This is a genomic window from Candidatus Saccharibacteria bacterium oral taxon 488 (assembly GCA_005697215.1).
Lineage (GTDB): Bacteria > Patescibacteriota > Saccharimonadia > Saccharimonadales > Saccharimonadaceae > Nanosynbacter.
This window is the reverse complement of record CP040003.1, coordinates 313,415-332,201: the sequence shown is the minus strand read 5'-3', so window position 1 is coordinate 332,201 and position 18,787 is coordinate 313,415. Positions and strand designations below refer to the sequence as shown.

The window sequence follows — 18,787 nt, the reverse complement described above, 5'->3', positions numbered from 1 at the left end:
GAGGAGGGAAGTATGGCGATCAAAACAATCTTGTGCGTGGAGGACGACCGCTTTATCGGCGAGATGTATGTACGCAGCCTGCAAAAAGCTGGCTATGACGTGACATGGGTGGTCGATGGCAACGACGGGCTGGTCATGGCCCGGAGTCAGCCATTTGACTTGATCATCCTTGATTTAATGCTGCCCGAACAGCGCGGCGACCAAATTTTGGACGCGCTGCGCTCTGATGATACCGACCTGATTCCCAACAGCAAAATCCTCATCATGACTAACTTTGAACAGGACGACGCCACCAAATCCGCCATCATGAACCGCGTCGACGGCTACCTCATCAAGGCCGACATCACGCCCCGCAAGCTGATCGACGTCGTCAACAAGATGGGCTAGACGCCCCCAGCTAACCATGCTATAATGACCCGGTGGCTTACGCGGCCCTATCGTCTAGCGGTTAGGACACTGGGTTCTCATCCCAGCAACCCGGGTTCGATTCCCGGTAGGGTCACCAAACCTTTTCATACCTGCACTTGGGTGATATAAGATTATAATCGCCCGTTTTCTTTGTAAAAGTTTCTGAGTCGTAATGTATAGTGACAGTAAGAGAAAAACATTTCTCAAAAAATGAAAGGAGAACAGCTATGAAAAATGAGGTCATGAAAGTATTTAATGCTTATACAGAAGCATTATCAAAGGGAGACGTTGAAGCAGTTTTTGAAACGATGTCCGATGATATTGTATGGCACATGGGAGGAGAGGGTCCACTTTCAGGAATTGTTAAAGGAAAACAGGCGCTAGGAGAGCGTCTAGGAGAATTTATCAAAAGAAGTAATGGTACATTTAGAGTAATTACAAATTGGGCTGCAAGTAATGACTGTTTTGTGGCTGCCAGTGTCGTTTCTTTAGCTGAAAAAGAAGGTGAAAAACTAAATGACCCGGGTATTGACCTATTCAAAATAGATAATGGCAAGATACAAGAAGTGTGGACTTTTGCAGAACAACAAGACGAAGAAGATAAGTTTTGGGAATAAATCAAATTCATCCCTAGTAAAACAATTAAAAAATTATATACAATGATATAATAATTGATTTTTGCTAAAGAATAAAAATCAAATCGTTCTAGTTAGGTGAGCCTTTTTAGCGACAACATGAGTTTTGCCATTGATACTCCACCATAGTATGATTTCATTATGACAATCCGCCCCTTCCACCCCAAAGACCGTACCGCAATCGATGAGCTGGCGATCAAACTGCACGCACATTTTGCGCAGGTTGACGATACAGCGGAATCGCTGCCGTTCGCTAACCTGCGAGACGCGCACGGCTATATGCAGCGGATGATCAGCGATAGTGAGGATATGGACGGCGCGATATATGTTGCCGAGGAGAACGGCCAGGTGGTCGGCTTTATTCAGGGCGTGATTATCGATCATCAACCTGGTCAGGACGCTGTTTTCGATGCGGTGCATGAGCCACGAAAAGATGGCTGGATCGGACTGCTCTATGTTGAGCCAGAACAGCGCGGCAGCGGTATCGGGCGAGCCTTGCTGGATGAAATGAAGCGCTATTTCCAGAGTAAAAATTGCGATACCTTGCGGTTAAAAGTACTGAGCGGCAACCAGCCCGCCATAGCGTTCTATGAAAAATATGGTCTTACGGCCCGCGAAGTAGAAATGATAACAAAACTGTGGTAGGTTTTTCGGGATCTCGGCTTGAAGCGGCGCCCCACCGCGCGCTATACTGATACTATGGCCCGCGAAATTCTTACCATTGAGCATCTCAGCAAGACGTACGGTTCGGGTGATAGTGCCACGCGTGCGCTCAAGGACGTCAGTTTTTCGATTCGTCACGGCGATTTTCTGATGATCACGGGGCGCAATGGTTCGGGCAAATCGACCTTTATGCATCAGGTGGCGATGCTAGATCGCCCTGATAGCGGCACGATTTGGTTTGATAGTAGGGGTGACGAGACACCGGCGATAGAGATCACTCAGCTACCAGAAAAACAGCGAATTGAACTGCGCCTGCGCCAAGTTGGCTATATTTTTCAAGAGTACGCCCTGATTCGTGAGCTCACCGCCCTAGAAAACGTCATGTTGCCGCGGCTGATGTGGTGCTCGGCGAAGATTGCCCGACAAAAAGCCTTGCACGAACTGGATCGTGTTGGTTTGAAGGACAGAGCGCGCCATCTGCCATCGCAATTATCTGGCGGCGAACAGCAGCGCGTGGCGATTGCCCGGGCTCTGGTCAATGAGCCGCACATTATCTTTGCCGACGAGCCGACGGCTAACCTAGATACGGTTGCCTCAACAAATGTCATGGAAACATTGAAGGAAATTAATGCCAGCGGCATAACCTTGGTGATGATCTCGCATGAAGCTGATGAGCTAGCCTATGCCAAGCGGCAAATCGTGTTTGAAAACGGCAAACTAAAAGGCGAGCGCAAACCTTCAGCCGGGAGGCTACTATGAGCCAGTCCCGCAAAACGCAGGAAACGCAAACGCCGCAGCCCAAGAACAATCTGTGGCGCGAGTTCTTGCTAGGCTGGCGATTGATGCGGCAGTACATCGTGCGCGGCCGTAAGTGGACGCTGGGCCTGACGACGCTGCTAGTGGCGGTGGCGTTCATTAATCTAGCCTTCATATCGTCGCTGCTAGCTGGCGTCACGTCGGCGATTGAATCGCAGATCAAGAACCTGATGGTCGGCGAGGCCTATATCGATGTCAAAAAGCCCGGCGAGTACATCACCAATGTCGATGACAAGCTGGCCGAGATCAAACGCATCGACGGCGTGACGGCGGCTGACAAAATCCTGGCTGTGCCGGCGGTATTAGGATATAACGATGACAAGCAAGTACAGGCTCGGATCAATGTCGTTAATCCGCGAGACTTTCGCCAAACCCTGGAGGTCGCTAACCGCGTGTCGGACGGAACGTTTTTGGCGGGCGACGATGAGATCGTCCTGGGTAGCCGGCTGCTCGAGAGAGGTTCGCTCGAAGGGGTCAAAGTTGGCGACCGGGTAACGATAAGTATTAACGGTAAAAAGGTCGACGTTAAAGTCGGCGGTATTACCTCGACAAAATTTTATAATGCAGATATTCAAGCGTACATCTCGCGCGGTTTATGGCGCAAGCTCACCAGCGGCATACCGAGCCGTTTGGCAGCTGGCGAGAACGATGCCAGCATGATCGTCGTGCGCACCAGCCGCGGCAAGGAGGCGTCGGTGCAACGAGCACTTACTGACCTGAACTATCCCGGCCTGCGCGTTCACGATTGGCGCGACGGAGCGACGGTTATGGATACGATTACCGGTAGTTTTCAGTCGCTCAACGCTATTATGCTGATAGTCGGCATTATCATTGCGGCGGTGACGATCTTCATCGTGATTTACGTTGACATCATCAACAAGCGGCGGCAAATCGGCATTCAGCGGGCGATTGGCGTCAAGCCGCGAGTGATCGTCTTTAGCTATGTCCTACTAGCGCTATTTTATGCGATGTGCGGTATAGCGGTCGGCTTGGCAATTTTCCTCGGCGGGCTAGTGCCGTATGTAGTGGCACATCCGTTCAGTCTACCAATTGCTGACGTGACACTCAACATATCGTGGTGGGAATTGCTATTCCGTGCTGAGGTTGTGCTAGTGGTCGCCATCATCAGTGGTGCCATCCCCGCCATCATGGCCTCGCGAATGAAGATGCTCGAGGCGATTTTAGGGAAGGGCTGAGCGCGCGCCTCGAGGCAGCTGAATACGCACCTGCCGTGACGTGGCTCAATGTGGGTATCATTTTTGCTCGTCTCGGTCTATAATACAAGCATGAAGTGGGCGGGGGATGTTTCGCAAGTCGGTGAATTGTCGCGATTTTGGCTGCGGCGCCTATGCGAGGCGGCCTTGTTCGTCGGGCTGGTCATCGTCCTCCTCTATGCTTGGGCGCGCTTTATCCCGACCGGCTACCGGCTACCCATCGGCGAAGCCATCACTGACCTCGCCGCCGCCATCAGCGCCCTCGTCAGCCTCGCCGCCCTCATCCTCTGTCTGTGGCTACCGCGTCGAGCCATCACCGCCGCATCCATCGCCGTCTACGGCCTGATCATCCTTGCCGTCGGCTCGCTGGTTGCTACTAGCGGCTTTCTGGCATCGCCATTCGCCGCCGCCTGGCTCAGCGCCGCGGTATTCGCCGGCTTCTTTGGCTGGCCCGTCGTCCTCGGCACCAGCCTCCTCGTCATTACCGCCATCACCACTGCCGCCATCACCCAGCACGCCAGTCTCATCGCCACGATCGGCGCGCTATTTTTTGGCCTGGCACCCTTAGCTCTTGGCTTTATCATCTGGCGCCATCAGCCGCGCGTCAGCAAGCTCGGCGACATCTCTGAACTTCGCACCAAGCTATCCACCGCCGAGGGCACCTCTGACATTGTCATCAATACTATCGACGACGGCGTGCTGGCCATCTCGCGCGAGGGCAATATCGAGCTAATCAACCCCTCGGCCCAGCGGATCATCGGCTGGAACCAAGGCGACGCCCTCGGCCTCAAATGGCAAAGCGTCATCCAACTAGTCACCGCCGACGGCAAGGACGTCACTGTTACCGAAAACCCGGTCATGCAGTCACTGATCAATAATCGGCCGGCACACTCCGACAAATTACTCCTCCGCACTGCCTCTGATAAGCAAATCCTCGTCTCCATCGTCGCCTCACCGGTCGGTAAAGACAACGAGGGTATCATCGTCGTCTTTCGCGACATCACCAAAGAAAAAGCCGAGGAGCGCCAGCAAGCCGAATTCATTTCTACCGCCAGCCACGAAATGCGCACACCCGTTGCCTCCATCGAGGGTTATCTCGGCTTGGCCCTCAACCCAGCCACCGCCCACATCGATGACAAGGCACGCGACTTCATCACCAAGGCCCACGCCTCAGCCCAGCACCTGGGTCGGTTATTCCAAGATCTGCTCGACATCAGCCGCGCCGAAGACGGCCGCCTCAAGAATGAGCCACAGATTATCAATATCACTACTTTCGTTGGCGAGATTTTTGAGGGCTTGGCGCCACGCGCCGCCGAAAAAGGCCTCGTCTGCACCTTCCGTCCGGACGCCGCCGCCACTGTCCAGCCAGCATACTACGCCAACGTCGATGCCGATCACCTCCGCGAAGTTGTTTCTAACTTGATCGAAAACGCTATCAAGTACACACCCGACGGGGAAGTAGTCGTGGACATCACCGGCGATGACAAAACGATCACCATCAGCGTCCAAGACAGCGGCATCGGTATCCCCGCCGAAGATGTACCGCACCTCTTTCAAAAGTTCTACCGCGTCGACAATTCCGACACCCGCGAGATCGGTGGCACCGGCCTCGGCCTGTATCTCAGCCGCCGCTTGACCGAGGCAATGTCCGGCCGCCTATTCGTCATCAGCGAATACCGCAAGGGCAGTACCTTCTTTCTCGAGATTCCTCGCACCCGAACCGACGAGGCCATGCGCCAACTACCAACCATCCCCGCGCCGGCTGCTCCACCACTGACCACCGAACCGCCAATCGCTGTCGCTGTCCAGCCGACCGTCCCGATCAACGCTACCCAGCCGGACGCCGCCGATACCGTCCTAACTAAGCCGGCCACGCCGCCGGTGCCGCCGCCCAACTTTAGCCCGCTGCCGCTAATGCCCGCACCACCACCCGAACCAACCACTCCCGCGCCCGCCATGCCATCCACACCGCCCAACCCAGCCCCCGAGCCTCTTGCCACACCCACACCGCCTGAGCCAACCGCTACGCCCACGCCATCAACACCACTCGCTATCCCAGAACCAGATGCTGCCCAACAAAAACCATAACCACTATAGTATTTTGGTGCAAACTTCGGTATAGTAGAGGTAGTTATGACAAAGATTTTACTAGTAGAAGACGACAAAAGCCTGCGCGAGATTTACGGCGTCAGGTTGCTAGCTGAGGGCTACGACATCGTTTCGGCGGGCGACGGTGAAGAGGCCTTGGCTATGGCTATCAAAGAACGCCCGGCCTTGATCGTCAGTGACGTGATGATGCCCAAGATTTCTGGCTTTGACATGCTGGATATCTTGCGCTCGACCACCGAGACACGCGACGTCAAAGTCATCATGATGACCGCGCTGTCATCCGAAGACCAGCGGCAACGTGGTGAAGCCCTCGGCGCTGATCGCTACCTCGTCAAGTCACAAGTCGGCATCGAAGACGTGGTGCGCACGGTCCACGAAGTACTGGGTGATGCGCCAGCAGCCGCACCAGTCGAATCAGCTCCGGCCGCAGAACCCGTAGCAGCTGGCGCGCCGTTGGCGGCACCGGCCACCCAGCAAGACGCTCCGGCAGTCACCTTGCCATCACCGGCAGAGATAGCAGCCGCCGACGCGCAGGCTCGACAGTTTTTAGATGAAATTTCCGCCGTCCCCGTCGAGCAGCGCACAGTCCTCGAAAGCGATAAATTCGCCGGGCCAATCGCCACACAAGTTGTCACCCCGGCACCAACAACTCCACCGACTCAGGATGATTCAGCCATCGCACCCGCTCAAGCTAGCCCAGACAATTCGACCCCTCCAGCAACCGACCCAGCACCGTTCGTCCTGCCGAGCGCCGCGCCGACGCCGGCAGCTCCATCCGCACCGCCTGAGCCAACCGCCGGCGAGCCAGTGACACCAACCGACCCAGCGCCAACTCCAGCACCCGAGGTAGAGCAACCTCCGGTCTCTGACCCAGCGCCGTCCCCTGAGCCAGCACCAACGCCACCGGCCGACGCCCTGCCAGAGCCAACAGCACCGTCCTCATCACCATCGCCGCAGCCGACCAGCCATGGTGGTGAGCGGGTGATCCAGCCACTGAGCCAAGAACCACAGCCCGACATGTCCAAGATGATGGAGCAGGAGCTCAGCGACCAGCTCGAGTCTATGCAGGCCTCGCCGCAGCCGGCGCCAGATTCAAACGACTTCACGCTGCCGACGCCTGATGCTATGGCCAAGCCGCACGGCGACCTGACGCTTGATGCACTCGAGCCGCTACCGACGCCAGCTGATGACCAGCCGCTCGATACTGGTACCGCGATCAATGCCGAGCTCGCCAACGCGGCATCATCACAACCACAAAATGATGATACGCCATTCGTCCTACCCACCCCGGCACCGATGCCGACCGACCCAGCTCCAGCGTCCGAGCCAGAGCAGACCTCAACCCCTGAAGGAGAGCCATCGCCCACAGCACAGCCAACGACACCCCAGCCACCGACCAACGCCTTTCCGCCGCAGCCACCGGTAGCTTCCTAGTATGACGACACCAACGCAAGCATCCGATTCTACCAATTCATCTGCCCAGCGCCTCAACAAATTCGTGGCGCTGGCACTCGGCGTGTCGCGCCGCCAGGCTGACGAACTGATCGAGCAGGGCAAGGTCACGGTGAATAACCAGCCCGCCAAGCTGGGTCAACGCATCACTACAATCGACATCATTCGCCACGGCAACAAACGACTCACCGCCCAAATCCACCAACTCATTCTCCTCCACAAACCCATCGGCTACCTCTGTTCGCGCGCCTCTCAGGGCGGGATACCAACCATTTACGAATTATTGCCAACCAGTCTCCATCACCTCAAACCCGTCGGTCGCCTCGACAAAGACAGTTCGGGCCTCATCCTCCTCACCAATGACGGGGACTTCGCCCACCAGATGACACATCCGTCGTTTTATAAAATGAAGCGCTACCTGGTGACGCTCGACCAGCCGCTCCAACCGCTCCATCGGCAAATGATCAATGACTTTGGCGTGCAGCTGCCTGACGGGCCGAGCCGCTTGACGCTGGAACGTCAGCACGAGGGCGACGACCACCGCTGGATCGTTATAATGAGCGAGGGCCGTAACCGCCAAATCCGCCGCACCTTCGCCGCTCTCGGCTACACTGTCACCAAACTTCACCGCACAGACTTTGGGAATTACAGCCTCGGCAGTATCAAGCGCGGGGAATTTAGTGAAGGGCCACTGACTCACTAGACCTCCCCAGGCGCCAAAAATGCATATAATACCACATTTTTGACAAAATCCATTGACATTTTATTCTATTAGTGATATATATATCAGCTTTCAGCTCAAAGTTTTCGATAAAGAGCGGGAAGTCGCCCTTTAGCTTTGAGCTTTTTCTTCTACCGAAAGGAAAGATTGTGAATCAGTTTGCGCCGATGATCATTATGATCGCGATCCTCCTTGTGGGGGCGACCATCGCGGCAACGGCCGCGGTCTGCACCGTCACCGACGAATTGAGATTCCGGGGAGCGGGGATCCTCTTTTGGTTCGCGGCCACACTATTCCCGCTACTCCTCGCCACCTGGGCAAGAGGGTGGGGGTTCGTCATTGCGATGACGATCTACATCGTCATCGTGATCGCCCCTGCGGGGGTGATCACGATGCTGAGTCTCTTCGACATCAAGAGAAAGGAGGCTTCAAAGAGATAGGGCTAACGCCCACCGAAAATAGCTCGCCGACTGGGCTCAAACTGGTTGAGATGCATTACTTGCATTTCCTGGGTTGAGATATATCCAGTTCTGGTTTGAGCTCGTTCGGTGGGCTATTTTCATTGCCTCCCACCAAAACCCCGTGCTATACTACCACCATGTGTATGCCTGCTGTTAATCCATTTTCACCTGGTGTTCCGTATCACTGGAAGGAAAGCTACGTAGATTTCGACCACCCGTTCGCTCATCCACAGGATTTCGCGATGTTCATCATCACGCCGGTTCGCGAGCGCAAGGTCTGCCTGCTTGACAAAACACAAGCCTACATCGCCGAGCCGCACGTTATCCCGCTGGGTCAGGAGCCAAAGTTCGGACTGAATTTGTATGCATTAGGCATTGAAGTCGTCATCTTGGCTGGACTCATACTATTCGCCATCCTCGCCCGGCGTCAGGCAAAACGCACCAAGAAATCCTCCACCAAGCACGCCTGGCGCGGCAGCAGCTACCTGGCATTCGTTCTGGCAGCCCTCTTCGTCGGCTGCATCATCTATTATTCGCTATATCGCCTCGGTCTGGTCGGACCCAGCATATAGCGCTCATCCTCGCCAAATCCTCACGCCTCTGGTATAATAGGCGTAATTATGTCTCATAAATTACCTACCGTCGCCATCATCGGCCAAGCTAACGTTGGCAAAAGTTCATTGTTCAACCGCCTGACGCGCGCCCGCACCGCCATCGTCGCCCGCGAAGCCGGCACCACCCGCGACAACGTCGTCGGTAAAGTTTCGTATAAGCGCCGCGCTTCATCTCCTGATGAGGCAAGCCAGGCTGAGTTCTGGCTCATCGACACCGCCGGCCTCAAACCCGCCGAAGACGAATTCGAAGCCACCATCCAAGACCAAATCGCCGACGCCTCCGCCGCTGCCGACGTCATCCTCGTCATGGTCGATTCCACCGTCTACCCATCAGACGCCGACCGTCAACTCGCCAAAAAAGCCTTAAAAAGTGGCAAACCCGTCCTTCTCATCGCCAATAAAGCTGACCTCAAAGGCTCGCTCCACACCGACGAATTCAAACGACTTGGCATCAAAACCATCATCAAAACCTCCGCCGAACACAACATCGGTATCTCTGAGCTGCTCGACAACATCGCCGAACTTATCCCGCCAGCTACCGCCACCGTACCTGACGACATCATCCGCGTCGCCTTGATCGGCCGGCCAAACGTCGGTAAAAGTAACTTGTTCAATACCTTGGCGGGCAAGCAGCAAGCCATCGTCGCCAACGTTGCCGGCACCACCCGCGATGTCAACCGCGTCCAAGTCCGCTGCCACAGCCAAACCATTGAACTACTGGACACCGCCGGCATCCGCCGCCAGGGCAAACAAGAAACCGGCATCGAAAAGTTCTCCGTCCTCCGCACCATGCAGGCCATCAACGAAGCCGACATCTGTTTTCTCTTGATGGACGTCAATGAATTAAACGTCGGACTAGACCAACGCCTGGCCGGCATCATCGACGAAGCAGGCAAGGGGCTAGCCCTGGTCGTCAGCAAATGGGACTCCGTCGAAGGCAAAGACGCCTATACCCGCGACGAACTAGCGCCGCAAATCAGCTATCATTTCAAATTCACACCCTACGCACCGCTGATTTTTACCTCATCAGTCACTGGCCAAAACGTCGCCAAATTGTTCGACCTAGCCCTCGACATTTATAAGCGCCGCCACCAAGAGTGCAAAACCCGCATCCTCAACGACCTCTTGCAAAAAGCCGTCGCCGCTCATCCGCCAGCCGGCCTAAAGAGCTCGCATCCAAAGCTCCGCTACATCGTCCAGACCGACATCGCCCCGCCGTGGTTCGTCGTCTACGGCAGCAACCTCAAATTCGTCCACTGGAGCTACAAACGCTACCTCGAGCGCACCCTGCGCGAAGCCTTCAACTTCGCCGGCACGCCAATTAAACTATCTTTCCGCGACGAAAAGCAGCTGAAAGCCAACCGCGAACGCATCGCCCGCGGCCTAGAACCGGTCACCAAGGCTTACAAACAAGCCAAAAACGCTGAAAAAGACATATGATACCACATTGTTGCCTCAATTTCATTGACATTTTATTCTATTAGTGATATATATATCAGCTTTTGTTGACGAGTTGAGTGAATCCTTGTCCGAAAGTGTAGTTTGACAAGCAGATGCCAAACGAAACGAGGTACAGCAGCTACAACGACAGCACAAGGTGATTAATACTAACTCTTGGAGCAGCAGTATCTCGTTTCGTGACAGAGTTAGCTAAACGGAGGCTAACCGCGAAGTGAGAGATTGTCTTGAAAGGAAAGATATCGTGGCGCAAATTACACGCAAGGATATTGATAGATACCGCGATGACCAAGAAAAATACGAAGCCCAGCAGCTTGCCGAGCGGCGGCGCCAGCAAGAGGCCTTCCTGAAGAAGGTCGGGAAGGAGGCCACCAATCTCGGGCAGCAACTAAAGTCGAGCCCTAGATGGATGCGAACAATCGAAAAACTCCGTAGCGAGGTGCTACACACCCTTGCTACAAACACCCTTAAAGGGGTGAAGACTGTAACTACAACAATTCTACTGTCCGACATGCCATGGTGGTGGAGACGGAAGTGGAGCCGTCTTGTGGATAGATGTTGTAGCTCCAACGCCGCCTCTTCGGTGTTGGAAAAGGGCCTCCTGGAGGGAGGCCTGAAAAACTGTCTGGAGACTATCCTACCCCTGAACCGTGTGTACTGTCACAGAACAGGAAGCACAAGGTGGGAACTTGTTGTTGAGTTCTTGCCCCCGAAAAACTAACCTCCTGCGAACCTCTGTCAGCTCTGCTTGTCATGTTCGCTCCATAGATGCATGTCTATGCTGATGAGTCGGAAACGACGAAAGCGAACTCGATATAGAAAATACCGTAAATCTAGGCCGGCTTTAAGCGAGCGGGGGCGGCCAATACATGTCTATATCTCTCGATAATCCGCCTCGGTGGCAACTCGCGTGATTTTTTGGACAGCCTCAACCATAGGGGCAACTGTCTCAATCTTTGGTTCAAACCGATCTAACTCACGTAGGTTCACCCACCGATATTCAGAATACTCATCATTGAGCATAATTTCACCGCCAATAAACCGGGCATAATAGTGCGGCAGCACCATGGCCTGTCCATTAGTTTTGACAAAATATTCATTAACGCTGATGTTCGTCACCACCGCAATTTTAGCAGCCGAGCCAATTTCCTCATTTTTCTCCCGCCGAAGACCATTCACCAGGCCACCATCCGTCGACTCCAACTTACCGCCAATAAACGAGAACACGCCATCATAATCAGCCTCCCCGCGGCGCCTAGCGAGCAGCACAGCAGAGCCGTCTTGATTGAATAGCACTATTTTTTGACAGTACTGAAACAATGTTGTATCCATATATCACCTTTCTCGCCTTACACTTCCTAGGATCATCATACCATAGGCACGGGTAGATCCTACAGCCACCCAGATAACGACTGGGATACGGGGGTAGCGCTCAGTTGCGACGGGGCAGGGCCGCTCGCCAATCTCTGCTTTTTCCTGTAAAATAAGAGTAATGAAGCTCCATAACACCCTCACTCGCCGTAAAGACAAACTCCAGCCGCTCGACGGGCAGACGGTTCGTATGTACACCTGCGGGCTGACGGTGTATTCACAGCCACACATTGGCAACTGGGTTGGTTATATCTACTGGGATGTGTTGGTACGATTGCTGCACTGGCAGGACATTCCAGTGATTCGTACGCAGAATATCACCGACGTTGGGCATTTGACCAGCGATGATGATGGTGGTGAGGACAAGATGGAGAAGGGCGCCCGCCGCGAGGGCACAACCGCCTGGGATGTCGCCCAGCAGTACATCGCCATTGCTGAGCACGAAGCCTACGAAGTGCTGAAGCTGGTGCGGCCCGACCATTTGGTGCGGGCAACGGACTATATCCAGCAGCAAATCGACTTTGCTCGCGGGCTAGACGAGAAGGGATTGTTATACAAAATTGACGGCGACGGCATGTATTTTGATACGTCGCGGCTGCCGGATTATGGCAAATTAGCGCGGCTGGACGTGGCGGGCCTAGAAGCGGGCGCGCGGGTCAGCGTGGCAGGCAAGCGCAACATCACCGACTTCGCTGTCTGGAAATTTTCACCAACCAACACCAAGCGCGACATGGAATGGGACAGCCCATGGGGCGTCGGTTTTCCGGGCTGGCATTTGGAATGTTCGACCATCGCCCGGGAAACGCTGGGCGATACAATCGACATTCACACTGGTGGCATTGACCACATTCCGGTGCATCACGTGAACGAAATTGCTCAGAGCGAGAGCTTGACTGGGCAGCAATTTGCCCACATCTGGCTGCACAATAACCACATCAAAGTCGATGGTCACAAGATGAGCAAATCGCTTGGCAACATCATCACCCTTAGCGATATCACCACCCGTGGCTTTAGTCCGATGGCTTTCAAGCTGGCAATTCTCAGCAAGCATTACCAAACCGAGGGAAATTTTACCTGGGACATTCTGGAAGCGGCCCAGGCGCGGCTGGATCATTGGCGCGGCTATGCGACGCTGCGACACCAGACGCACGACACGCTGGATGATGACGATGAGAAAGATGAGCAGGAGGGCACGGTGTCGCTATTAGCAGCGCGGCAGGCGCTAATCGAAAAGCTGAATGATGATTTGGATACACCAGGGGCCTTGGCGCTGATTGACGAGGCCTTTTCGCGGCTGGATCATGCGCCACTGGAGAATATTCACCGTGGTGGTTTGCTGCAGCTACTCGAGGTAATTGACGAGGTTTTGGGCCTAGGGCTGATGGACGCCACGCCAGACGTTGATGATGAAGCAAAGCGACTCATCCTCGAGCGTCAGCAAGCTCGCCGCGCCAAAAACTGGCAGACTGCCGACGATATTCGCGCTCAACTCGACGAAAAGGGCATCGCCCTACGCGACACCCCGTCTGGTCAAGTTTGGTCATACCGATAATCTCTCGGCCACTCACTCAGCTGGCTTCGTCTCAGCAGCTTTTTTGAGCGCCTTTTTTAGCGGCGAGCGGCGCGGCGGCGCCTGCGGCTCGCGATTATGCGCCAGATAATCGTCCATCAGCACCTTGAGCGATCCAGCGATCGGAATGGCCACCACACCACCGACCAAGCCGCCAACATACAGCCCGACCGTCACCGCCACCAAGATCGCCAGCGCCGACAGCTCGACTTTCTTGCCCTGAATGACTGGCGCGATAAAATTATTCTCAATCTGCTGGTAGATCACGAAATAGATGAGATAGATGACGCCCGCCGACACGCTATTGAGCATCAGCATCAGTCCCACCACCACACCAGCGATCGTTGCCCCAAACATCGGGATCAGGCTGAGTAGGAACACCAGCAAAATCGTCGGCATCGCCAAGTTGGCTGCGATCTCCGGAATGAACCAGCTCATGCCAAACACAAACGCCCCGGCGCACAGCGAGCCGATCCCCGACACCGTCAGCTGCCCGACGATGTAGCCAGTCACCACGTTATAAATCTTGCCAACCAGCATCTTGTGGTGGTCGCGCCGCTGCTCATCCCGATACAATCGCCACAGCCGCTCCATCCATTCCTGACCCTCCAGCAGCATCAAGAACGTCAGCACCAGCACCAGAAAGGCCGATGCCAAAAATGACGCCAGCGAGCCGATACTACCAAGGATATTCGCGCCGAAACTCGCCGCCCAACTGGATGCCTGGCCGCGGATATTATTCATCAGCGAATCAATCTGCGGCTGCAAGCCATTCTGCTCAACGAAACCCTTCAGCCCGTGCCACTGCTCGTTAACACCATTGACCAACCCCGGCAGCGTCTCGGCAAACTTGGCCGATTGCTGCACCAATGGCGGCACCACGAACCAAATCACACTAGTCAAGATGATAATCAGCAGCATAAACGCCAGCGCCGTTCCACCCAGCCGACTCTTGCCGGGCAGCCACGACGCCAACTTACGCACCGGCGCGTTCAGTGCCAGTGCCAGAAACAACGCCGTCCCGAGCACCATCAGCGCATCCCGCGCCGAATAAATCATCAGCCCCGCCAGCCCAAAGCCAATCACCACCAGCCAAAACCGCACAAACGTTTTGGTGTCTATTTCAATGCGTACTTTCATACCCTAAACTTTATCAGCTTTTCGCTTCATCCGCAACGCCGACAGAGATAACTTGCTGTCATAGGACATCGCACCGTAGCGGAAAATCCGCACCGCCAGCATCATGATCAGTACCGCAGACACCACCAAGACCGCTACGCCGATCAAGGCCTCAATGAGCGACAAATTGCCGACCGTATTCCTAATCATCAACGGAATTGGTGCCGTAAGCGGGAAGTACGACATAACCATTGAGAAGGTTGACTCTGGGTATGAAACGAATACTGACGCGGCGTACAGCGGCCCAAATAGCAATATCATCACCAGGCCAACCCACGAACTCGCCTCCTTGGCGGTCGGCATCATTGCCCCCATAGCTACCAACAGACCAGTCAGCATGGTAAAGCTCGCACCAAACAGCGCAACAGCAACAGCGATTCTCGTCGGATCAAACACAATTTGCGATAGATCAAAGTTAGACAAGTGCAGCTGCGAACCAAATCCAAAATAGCCAATCAACACCGGCACAACGATAACCATCCCCTGAATCAGCGATAGAGCGATCAACGCCCAAATCTTGCCGATAATCAACGTCCTGGCCTGCACCGTTGTCAGCAACATCTCCACAGTGCGGTTTTCTTTCTCCTCGACAGTACTCGTCAGCATCTGATTACTAAAGAAGGCAACGAGCATATAAAACAGCACCAGGAAGAACCCTGGCACGATCATCTCGTTCACACCGCCGCTTTCTTTACCGTCTTTATAGGTCTTGAGTGACGAATTAATTTTCTGCTTGATCACTGCCGCTTCCGATCCGGTGACCCTACTATCAACCGACTGATTCAGTAGTGTGCGGACAACCGCCTCGTACTTATTGTTTTCAAAAACCCCCGTATCTTGGCCGTATATCCTGATCGTGTCCTTCTCGAGATTCTTCGGTATATAGAAATAAGCATCCGTCTGACGGCGTTTAACTTTTTCGATACCTTCAGCTTCGGAGTCAACTGATTGGACTTTCATCACCGCTGCGACTTCCGGCTTGATTAGCTTTGAATGATCTGTCATAGTAATGCTAAATTTTTGTTCTTGAAGCTTATCGGCCGCCTCTTTAGTCGCCTGATTTGACCAAAGAACAATACCGAAAATCAATCCGATCATAACCGGAAAACCCAGCGCTATCAGCCAGAAGGTCGGTTTTTTCAGAGTGCGCAGCACTTCAAATTTGAACACCATTCCCAAATTATGCATCTTACTCATGACGTACCTCCTGCTTCTCGCCGCCATAAACCTTGACGAAAATATCATCCATTGACGCACCGCCGAACTGCTTTTTCACTTCTGCTAGCGTACCGTACGCCGCCGCTCGACCGTCTTTTAATAGAATCAGCCGATCACATAGCCGTTCAACCTCTTCCATCTGGTGGGTGACAAATATCACCGTCGCGCCAGCCTTACGTCGCTCTTCGACGATGTTCATTAGTAGTCGGCGATTGACTGGGTCAAAACCCTTAGTCGGCTCATCCAAAATGAGTAACTCTGGGTCGCCCATGATGGTCACGCCCAGCTGAATTTTTTGCTGCTGGCCGCCTGATAATTTATCCAGCCGAGTTTTTGCCTTGTCGCTCAAACCAACTCGCTCCAAATAATTCATGGAGAACGTGCGCGCTTCTTCTTTGCCGAGTCCCTTCAATCGGCCAAAATAAATCATAGTGTCGATGACTTTTTCTTTTTTGTACAAGCCGCGCTCCTCCGGAAGATAGCCTAGCTTGACGCTATCCTCAACCGTGTACGGTTTGCCGTCAACCAGTAGTTCGCCGGCCATCGGCTCGTATAGCCCCAACAGCGCTCTAAGCGTCGTCGTCTTTCCCGAGCCGTTGCTACCTAAGAATCCGAACACCTCGCCACGTCGCACCTCAAAACTGAGGTCCTGGATGACCGTTTTGTCACCAAACGCCATCTGGAAATGACGAATCTCGACAATCGGCTGCTGCTGTTTTGCTGTATCTCGTCCCATATGTCTCCCTTCTTTCTGCTTATTATACACTATGTGGGTGGAGCAGGGGGCATAAGGCACTATATCTTATTTTCGCTCTACTCCCTCGGCGCTCCGAGTTATCGCCGCTACAACTTCACGCTCTACTCCGTAATGCATAGCTATACCAACCGCGCAGCGCATGACGTCCTGAATCTCTTTGATGAGATTATCATACTGCGGCTGGCCGTGTTTGCGGCACTTGACGCCCATACCTTCAAGGTGGTTAACGGCGCTAGCGAGCTCGCCACTCTCCTCGCACAGCCGCGATACGCGCTGGAATATGTCAGCACCATGAGGGAACTTCGCATCAAGAGCCTGACAAATGATTAGTAGATTGGTAAATGTTTTATCGTCCAGGTGCATTGATTATAATTATAAGCCTATATACTGTGTTGAGCAACTCCAGGTATGAGATGCTCACTATACACACTAGCAAAATATTTTATATAATATACTCATGCGCCTCCTTATCATCGAAGACGAACGAAAGATTGCCCGGATCATTGCTGAGGCGCTGCGGCGTGAGCATCATGCCGTGGACGTGACGCATGACGGAGATGAGGGATTGAATATGGCGATGAGCGAGCCGTACGATCTATTGGTCGTTGATCGGATGCTACCGGGACGGAGCGGCACGGACATCGTGCAGGATTTACGCGGGCAGGGCAAGGATATGCCGATTTTGCTGTTAACGGCGCTGGGGACGACCGAGGACAAGACGTTCGGCCTGGACAGCGGCGCTGATGATTATCTCGTCAAACCCTTCGCCATCGCCGAACTCACCGCCCGCGTGCGAGCGCTCCTTCGCCGCCCGCCGATTCAGCAACCAGACACGCTTCAGATCGCTGATCTCGTAATTGACCAGACAACGCAATCCGTCACTCGCGCTGGCACCGCGATCGACCTGACCAGCAAGGAGTACGCGCTCCTTGAATACCTAGCGCGCCACCCCGGCCAGACGCTTAGCAAAGACAAATTGATCGCCCATGTGTGGGATTTTGATGCCGATATATTACCCAACAACGTCGAGGCCTACATCAAGCAGCTGCGCAAGAAAATAGACAAGCCATTTCGCCGGCCGCTGATTCACACGGTGCGCGGCTTTGGTTATAAATTGGAGGCTGGCGAGTGAAATTATTTTTTTCAGCAACGCTCAAGCTCGCCGGCTGGTACTTGCTCATTCTGATGACCGTCAGCTTGCTATTTAGCGGCATCATCTTTCAAGTTGCCAGCTCCGAGCTCGACGTCCAGCTGAATAATTGGAGTAAGCATCACAAAACCGACGGCCACACCGAAACGACCATCATCCGCGACCATCCGTCAATTTCAACCACCAATTTGCTGATCAGCCTCGGCTATCTCAACCTCATCGTACTGCTCGGCGGCGGTGTGTGTGCCTATATACTGGCCCGACGGACGCTTGAGCCGATCGAGGCAGCACATGACGCCCAGTCGCGCTTTACCGCCAACGCCAGCCATCAGCTGCGCACGCCGCTGGCTGTCATCAAGGCTGAGGCCGAGCTGGCATTGTCCGACCAGCGCGCCAGCAAGGCATCGCTTCGCCAGACGCTCCAGAGTACGCTCGAAGAAACTGACCGCTTAACGCAACTGACCGAGACGCTGCTCAAATTGTCGTCTGCTAATCGACAGTTAGAAACCACCACCGAGACCTTTGACATCACCGACCTCACCAGAAAGCTGATCACTGAACGCAAAGCCGAGGCGCGCACCGTACTGATCACCGACGAGGCCATCACCCTGACCAGCCATCGCCTCATCGTCCGCGAACTCATCGCTATCATCCTCGACAACGCCCTGCGTCACAGCCCGCGTAAGTCTCGCGTCCAGGTTGACATCAAGGCTGCCCATCACCGTATCACTGTCTGCCTGACGAACGATGGTCAAATCGCGGCGCGCGACTTACCGCATATTTTTGAGCGATTTTTCTCTGGCGATCAGCGAACTGGCGGCTACGGCCTTGGCCTCAGCCTCGCCAAGCAACTGGCCGGCGCCCTCGGCGGCCAACTCACCGCCGCCAGCCGCAAAGGCACGACAACGTTCACCATTTCGCTGCCAAAAACTCTGTAATTCACCTCTGGTGGCGTGACTTTTTTTAACATTTTTACAATTTTTCAGCTAAT

Annotated in this window: 20 protein-coding genes and 1 tRNA gene; 17 read left to right on the top strand and 4 right to left on the bottom strand. The window is 54.3% G+C overall.

Annotated features, from left to right (window positions below; translation table 11 throughout):
- The first annotated feature begins 12 nt into the window (after positions 1 to 12).
- From FBF24_01680 to FBF24_01620, 13 genes are all read left to right on the top strand, one after another.
- Positions 13 to 387, top strand: coding sequence for a response regulator (locus FBF24_01680; GenBank protein ID QCT40600.1), 375 nt, complete (start codon positions 13 to 15; stop codon positions 385 to 387).
- Between the two features lie 43 nt (positions 388 to 430).
- Positions 431 to 505: transfer RNA gene (locus FBF24_01675), tRNA-Glu, on the top strand.
- 130 nt (positions 506 to 635) lie between these two features.
- A complete protein-coding gene (locus tag FBF24_01670) occupies positions 636 to 1,025 on the top strand; it encodes a nuclear transport factor 2 family protein (protein ID QCT40599.1) in 390 nt (129 codons plus the stop codon).
- 159 nt (positions 1,026 to 1,184) lie between these two features.
- The gene (locus FBF24_01665) at positions 1,185 to 1,688 is read left to right on the top strand and encodes a GNAT family N-acetyltransferase (GenBank protein ID QCT40598.1); all 504 of its coding nucleotides are present in this window, start codon (positions 1,185 to 1,187) and stop codon (positions 1,686 to 1,688) included.
- Positions 1,689 to 1,742: 54 nt separating this feature from the next.
- Positions 1,743 to 2,465 (top strand): ABC transporter ATP-binding protein, encoded by a 723-nt coding sequence (locus FBF24_01660; protein ID QCT40597.1) that lies wholly within the window; start codon positions 1,743 to 1,745, stop codon positions 2,463 to 2,465.
- Entirely contained in the window at positions 2,462 to 3,718 is a 1,257-nt protein-coding gene (locus tag FBF24_01655; GenBank protein ID QCT40596.1) for an ABC transporter permease, read from the top strand. Before FBF24_01660 ends, FBF24_01655 begins: the two co-directional genes overlap by 4 nt.
- Before the next feature lie 48 nt (positions 3,719 to 3,766).
- Positions 3,767 to 5,824, top strand: a complete 2,058-nt coding sequence (locus tag FBF24_01650; GenBank protein ID QCT40595.1) for a PAS domain-containing protein — start codon at positions 3,767 to 3,769, stop codon at positions 5,822 to 5,824.
- A gap of 45 nt (positions 5,825 to 5,869) precedes the next feature.
- The gene (locus tag FBF24_01645; protein QCT40594.1) at positions 5,870 to 7,279 is read left to right on the top strand and encodes a response regulator; all 1,410 of its coding nucleotides are present in this window, start codon (positions 5,870 to 5,872) and stop codon (positions 7,277 to 7,279) included.
- 1 nt (position 7,280) lies between these two features.
- Positions 7,281 to 8,000, top strand: a complete 720-nt coding sequence (locus tag FBF24_01640; GenBank protein ID QCT40593.1) for an rRNA pseudouridine synthase — start codon at positions 7,281 to 7,283, stop codon at positions 7,998 to 8,000.
- Between the two features lie 167 nt (positions 8,001 to 8,167).
- On the top strand, positions 8,168 to 8,458 hold the full coding sequence (locus FBF24_01635; protein ID QCT40592.1) for a hypothetical protein: 291 nt from the start codon (positions 8,168 to 8,170) through the stop codon (positions 8,456 to 8,458).
- A 158-nt stretch (positions 8,459 to 8,616) separates the two neighbouring features.
- Positions 8,617 to 9,051 (top strand): hypothetical protein, encoded by a 435-nt coding sequence (locus FBF24_01630; protein ID QCT40591.1) that lies wholly within the window; start codon positions 8,617 to 8,619, stop codon positions 9,049 to 9,051.
- 48 nt (positions 9,052 to 9,099) lie between these two features.
- Positions 9,100 to 10,533 carry a ribosome biogenesis GTPase Der gene (gene der, locus FBF24_01625; protein QCT40590.1) on the top strand — a complete coding sequence of 478 codons (1,434 nt, stop codon included), beginning with the start codon at positions 9,100 to 9,102 and terminating at the stop codon, positions 10,531 to 10,533.
- A gap of 262 nt (positions 10,534 to 10,795) precedes the next feature.
- Entirely contained in the window at positions 10,796 to 11,272 is a 477-nt protein-coding gene (locus tag FBF24_01620; protein ID QCT40589.1) for a hypothetical protein, read from the top strand.
- A 152-nt stretch (positions 11,273 to 11,424) separates the two neighbouring features.
- On the opposite strand, the gene FBF24_01615 is transcribed toward FBF24_01620, so the two are convergent.
- Positions 11,425 to 11,883 carry an NUDIX hydrolase gene (locus FBF24_01615; GenBank protein QCT40588.1) on the bottom strand — a complete coding sequence of 153 codons (459 nt, stop codon included), beginning with the start codon at positions 11,881 to 11,883 and terminating at the stop codon, positions 11,425 to 11,427.
- A gap of 160 nt (positions 11,884 to 12,043) precedes the next feature.
- Here FBF24_01615 and FBF24_01610 point away from each other — a divergent pair, with 160 nt between their 5' ends.
- A complete protein-coding gene (locus FBF24_01610; GenBank protein ID QCT40587.1) occupies positions 12,044 to 13,474 on the top strand; it encodes a cysteine--tRNA ligase in 1,431 nt (476 codons plus the stop codon).
- A 12-nt stretch (positions 13,475 to 13,486) separates the two neighbouring features.
- Here FBF24_01610 and FBF24_01605 read toward each other — a convergent pair whose 3' ends face one another.
- From FBF24_01605 to FBF24_01595, 3 genes are read right to left on the bottom strand one after another with little or no spacing between them, the layout of a single operon-like run.
- Positions 13,487 to 14,632 carry an AI-2E family transporter gene (locus FBF24_01605; GenBank protein QCT40586.1) on the bottom strand — a complete coding sequence of 382 codons (1,146 nt, stop codon included), beginning with the start codon at positions 14,630 to 14,632 and terminating at the stop codon, positions 13,487 to 13,489.
- Positions 14,633 to 14,635: 3 nt separating this feature from the next.
- Positions 14,636 to 15,916, bottom strand: a complete 1,281-nt coding sequence (locus FBF24_01600; GenBank protein ID QCT40585.1) for an ABC transporter permease — start codon at positions 15,914 to 15,916, stop codon at positions 14,636 to 14,638.
- Entirely contained in the window at positions 15,861 to 16,568 is a 708-nt protein-coding gene (locus tag FBF24_01595) for an ATP-binding cassette domain-containing protein (GenBank protein QCT41165.1), read from the bottom strand. Before FBF24_01595 ends, FBF24_01600 begins: the two co-directional genes overlap by 56 nt.
- A 189-nt stretch (positions 16,569 to 16,757) precedes the next feature.
- Between FBF24_01595 and FBF24_01590 the strand changes: the two genes are divergently transcribed.
- The 3 genes from FBF24_01590 (at position 16,758) to FBF24_01580 (ending at position 18,734) form a co-directional block, all read left to right on the top strand.
- Positions 16,758 to 16,976, top strand: a complete 219-nt coding sequence (locus FBF24_01590; protein QCT40584.1) for a hypothetical protein — start codon at positions 16,758 to 16,760, stop codon at positions 16,974 to 16,976.
- Between the two features lie 127 nt (positions 16,977 to 17,103).
- Entirely contained in the window at positions 17,104 to 17,778 is a 675-nt protein-coding gene (locus tag FBF24_01585) for a response regulator transcription factor (GenBank protein QCT40583.1), read from the top strand.
- On the top strand, positions 17,775 to 18,734 hold the full coding sequence (locus FBF24_01580) for a HAMP domain-containing histidine kinase (protein ID QCT40582.1): 960 nt from the start codon (positions 17,775 to 17,777) through the stop codon (positions 18,732 to 18,734). The genes FBF24_01585 and FBF24_01580 overlap by 4 nt, the downstream gene beginning before the upstream one ends.
- Positions 18,735 to 18,787: the final 53 nt, after the last annotated feature.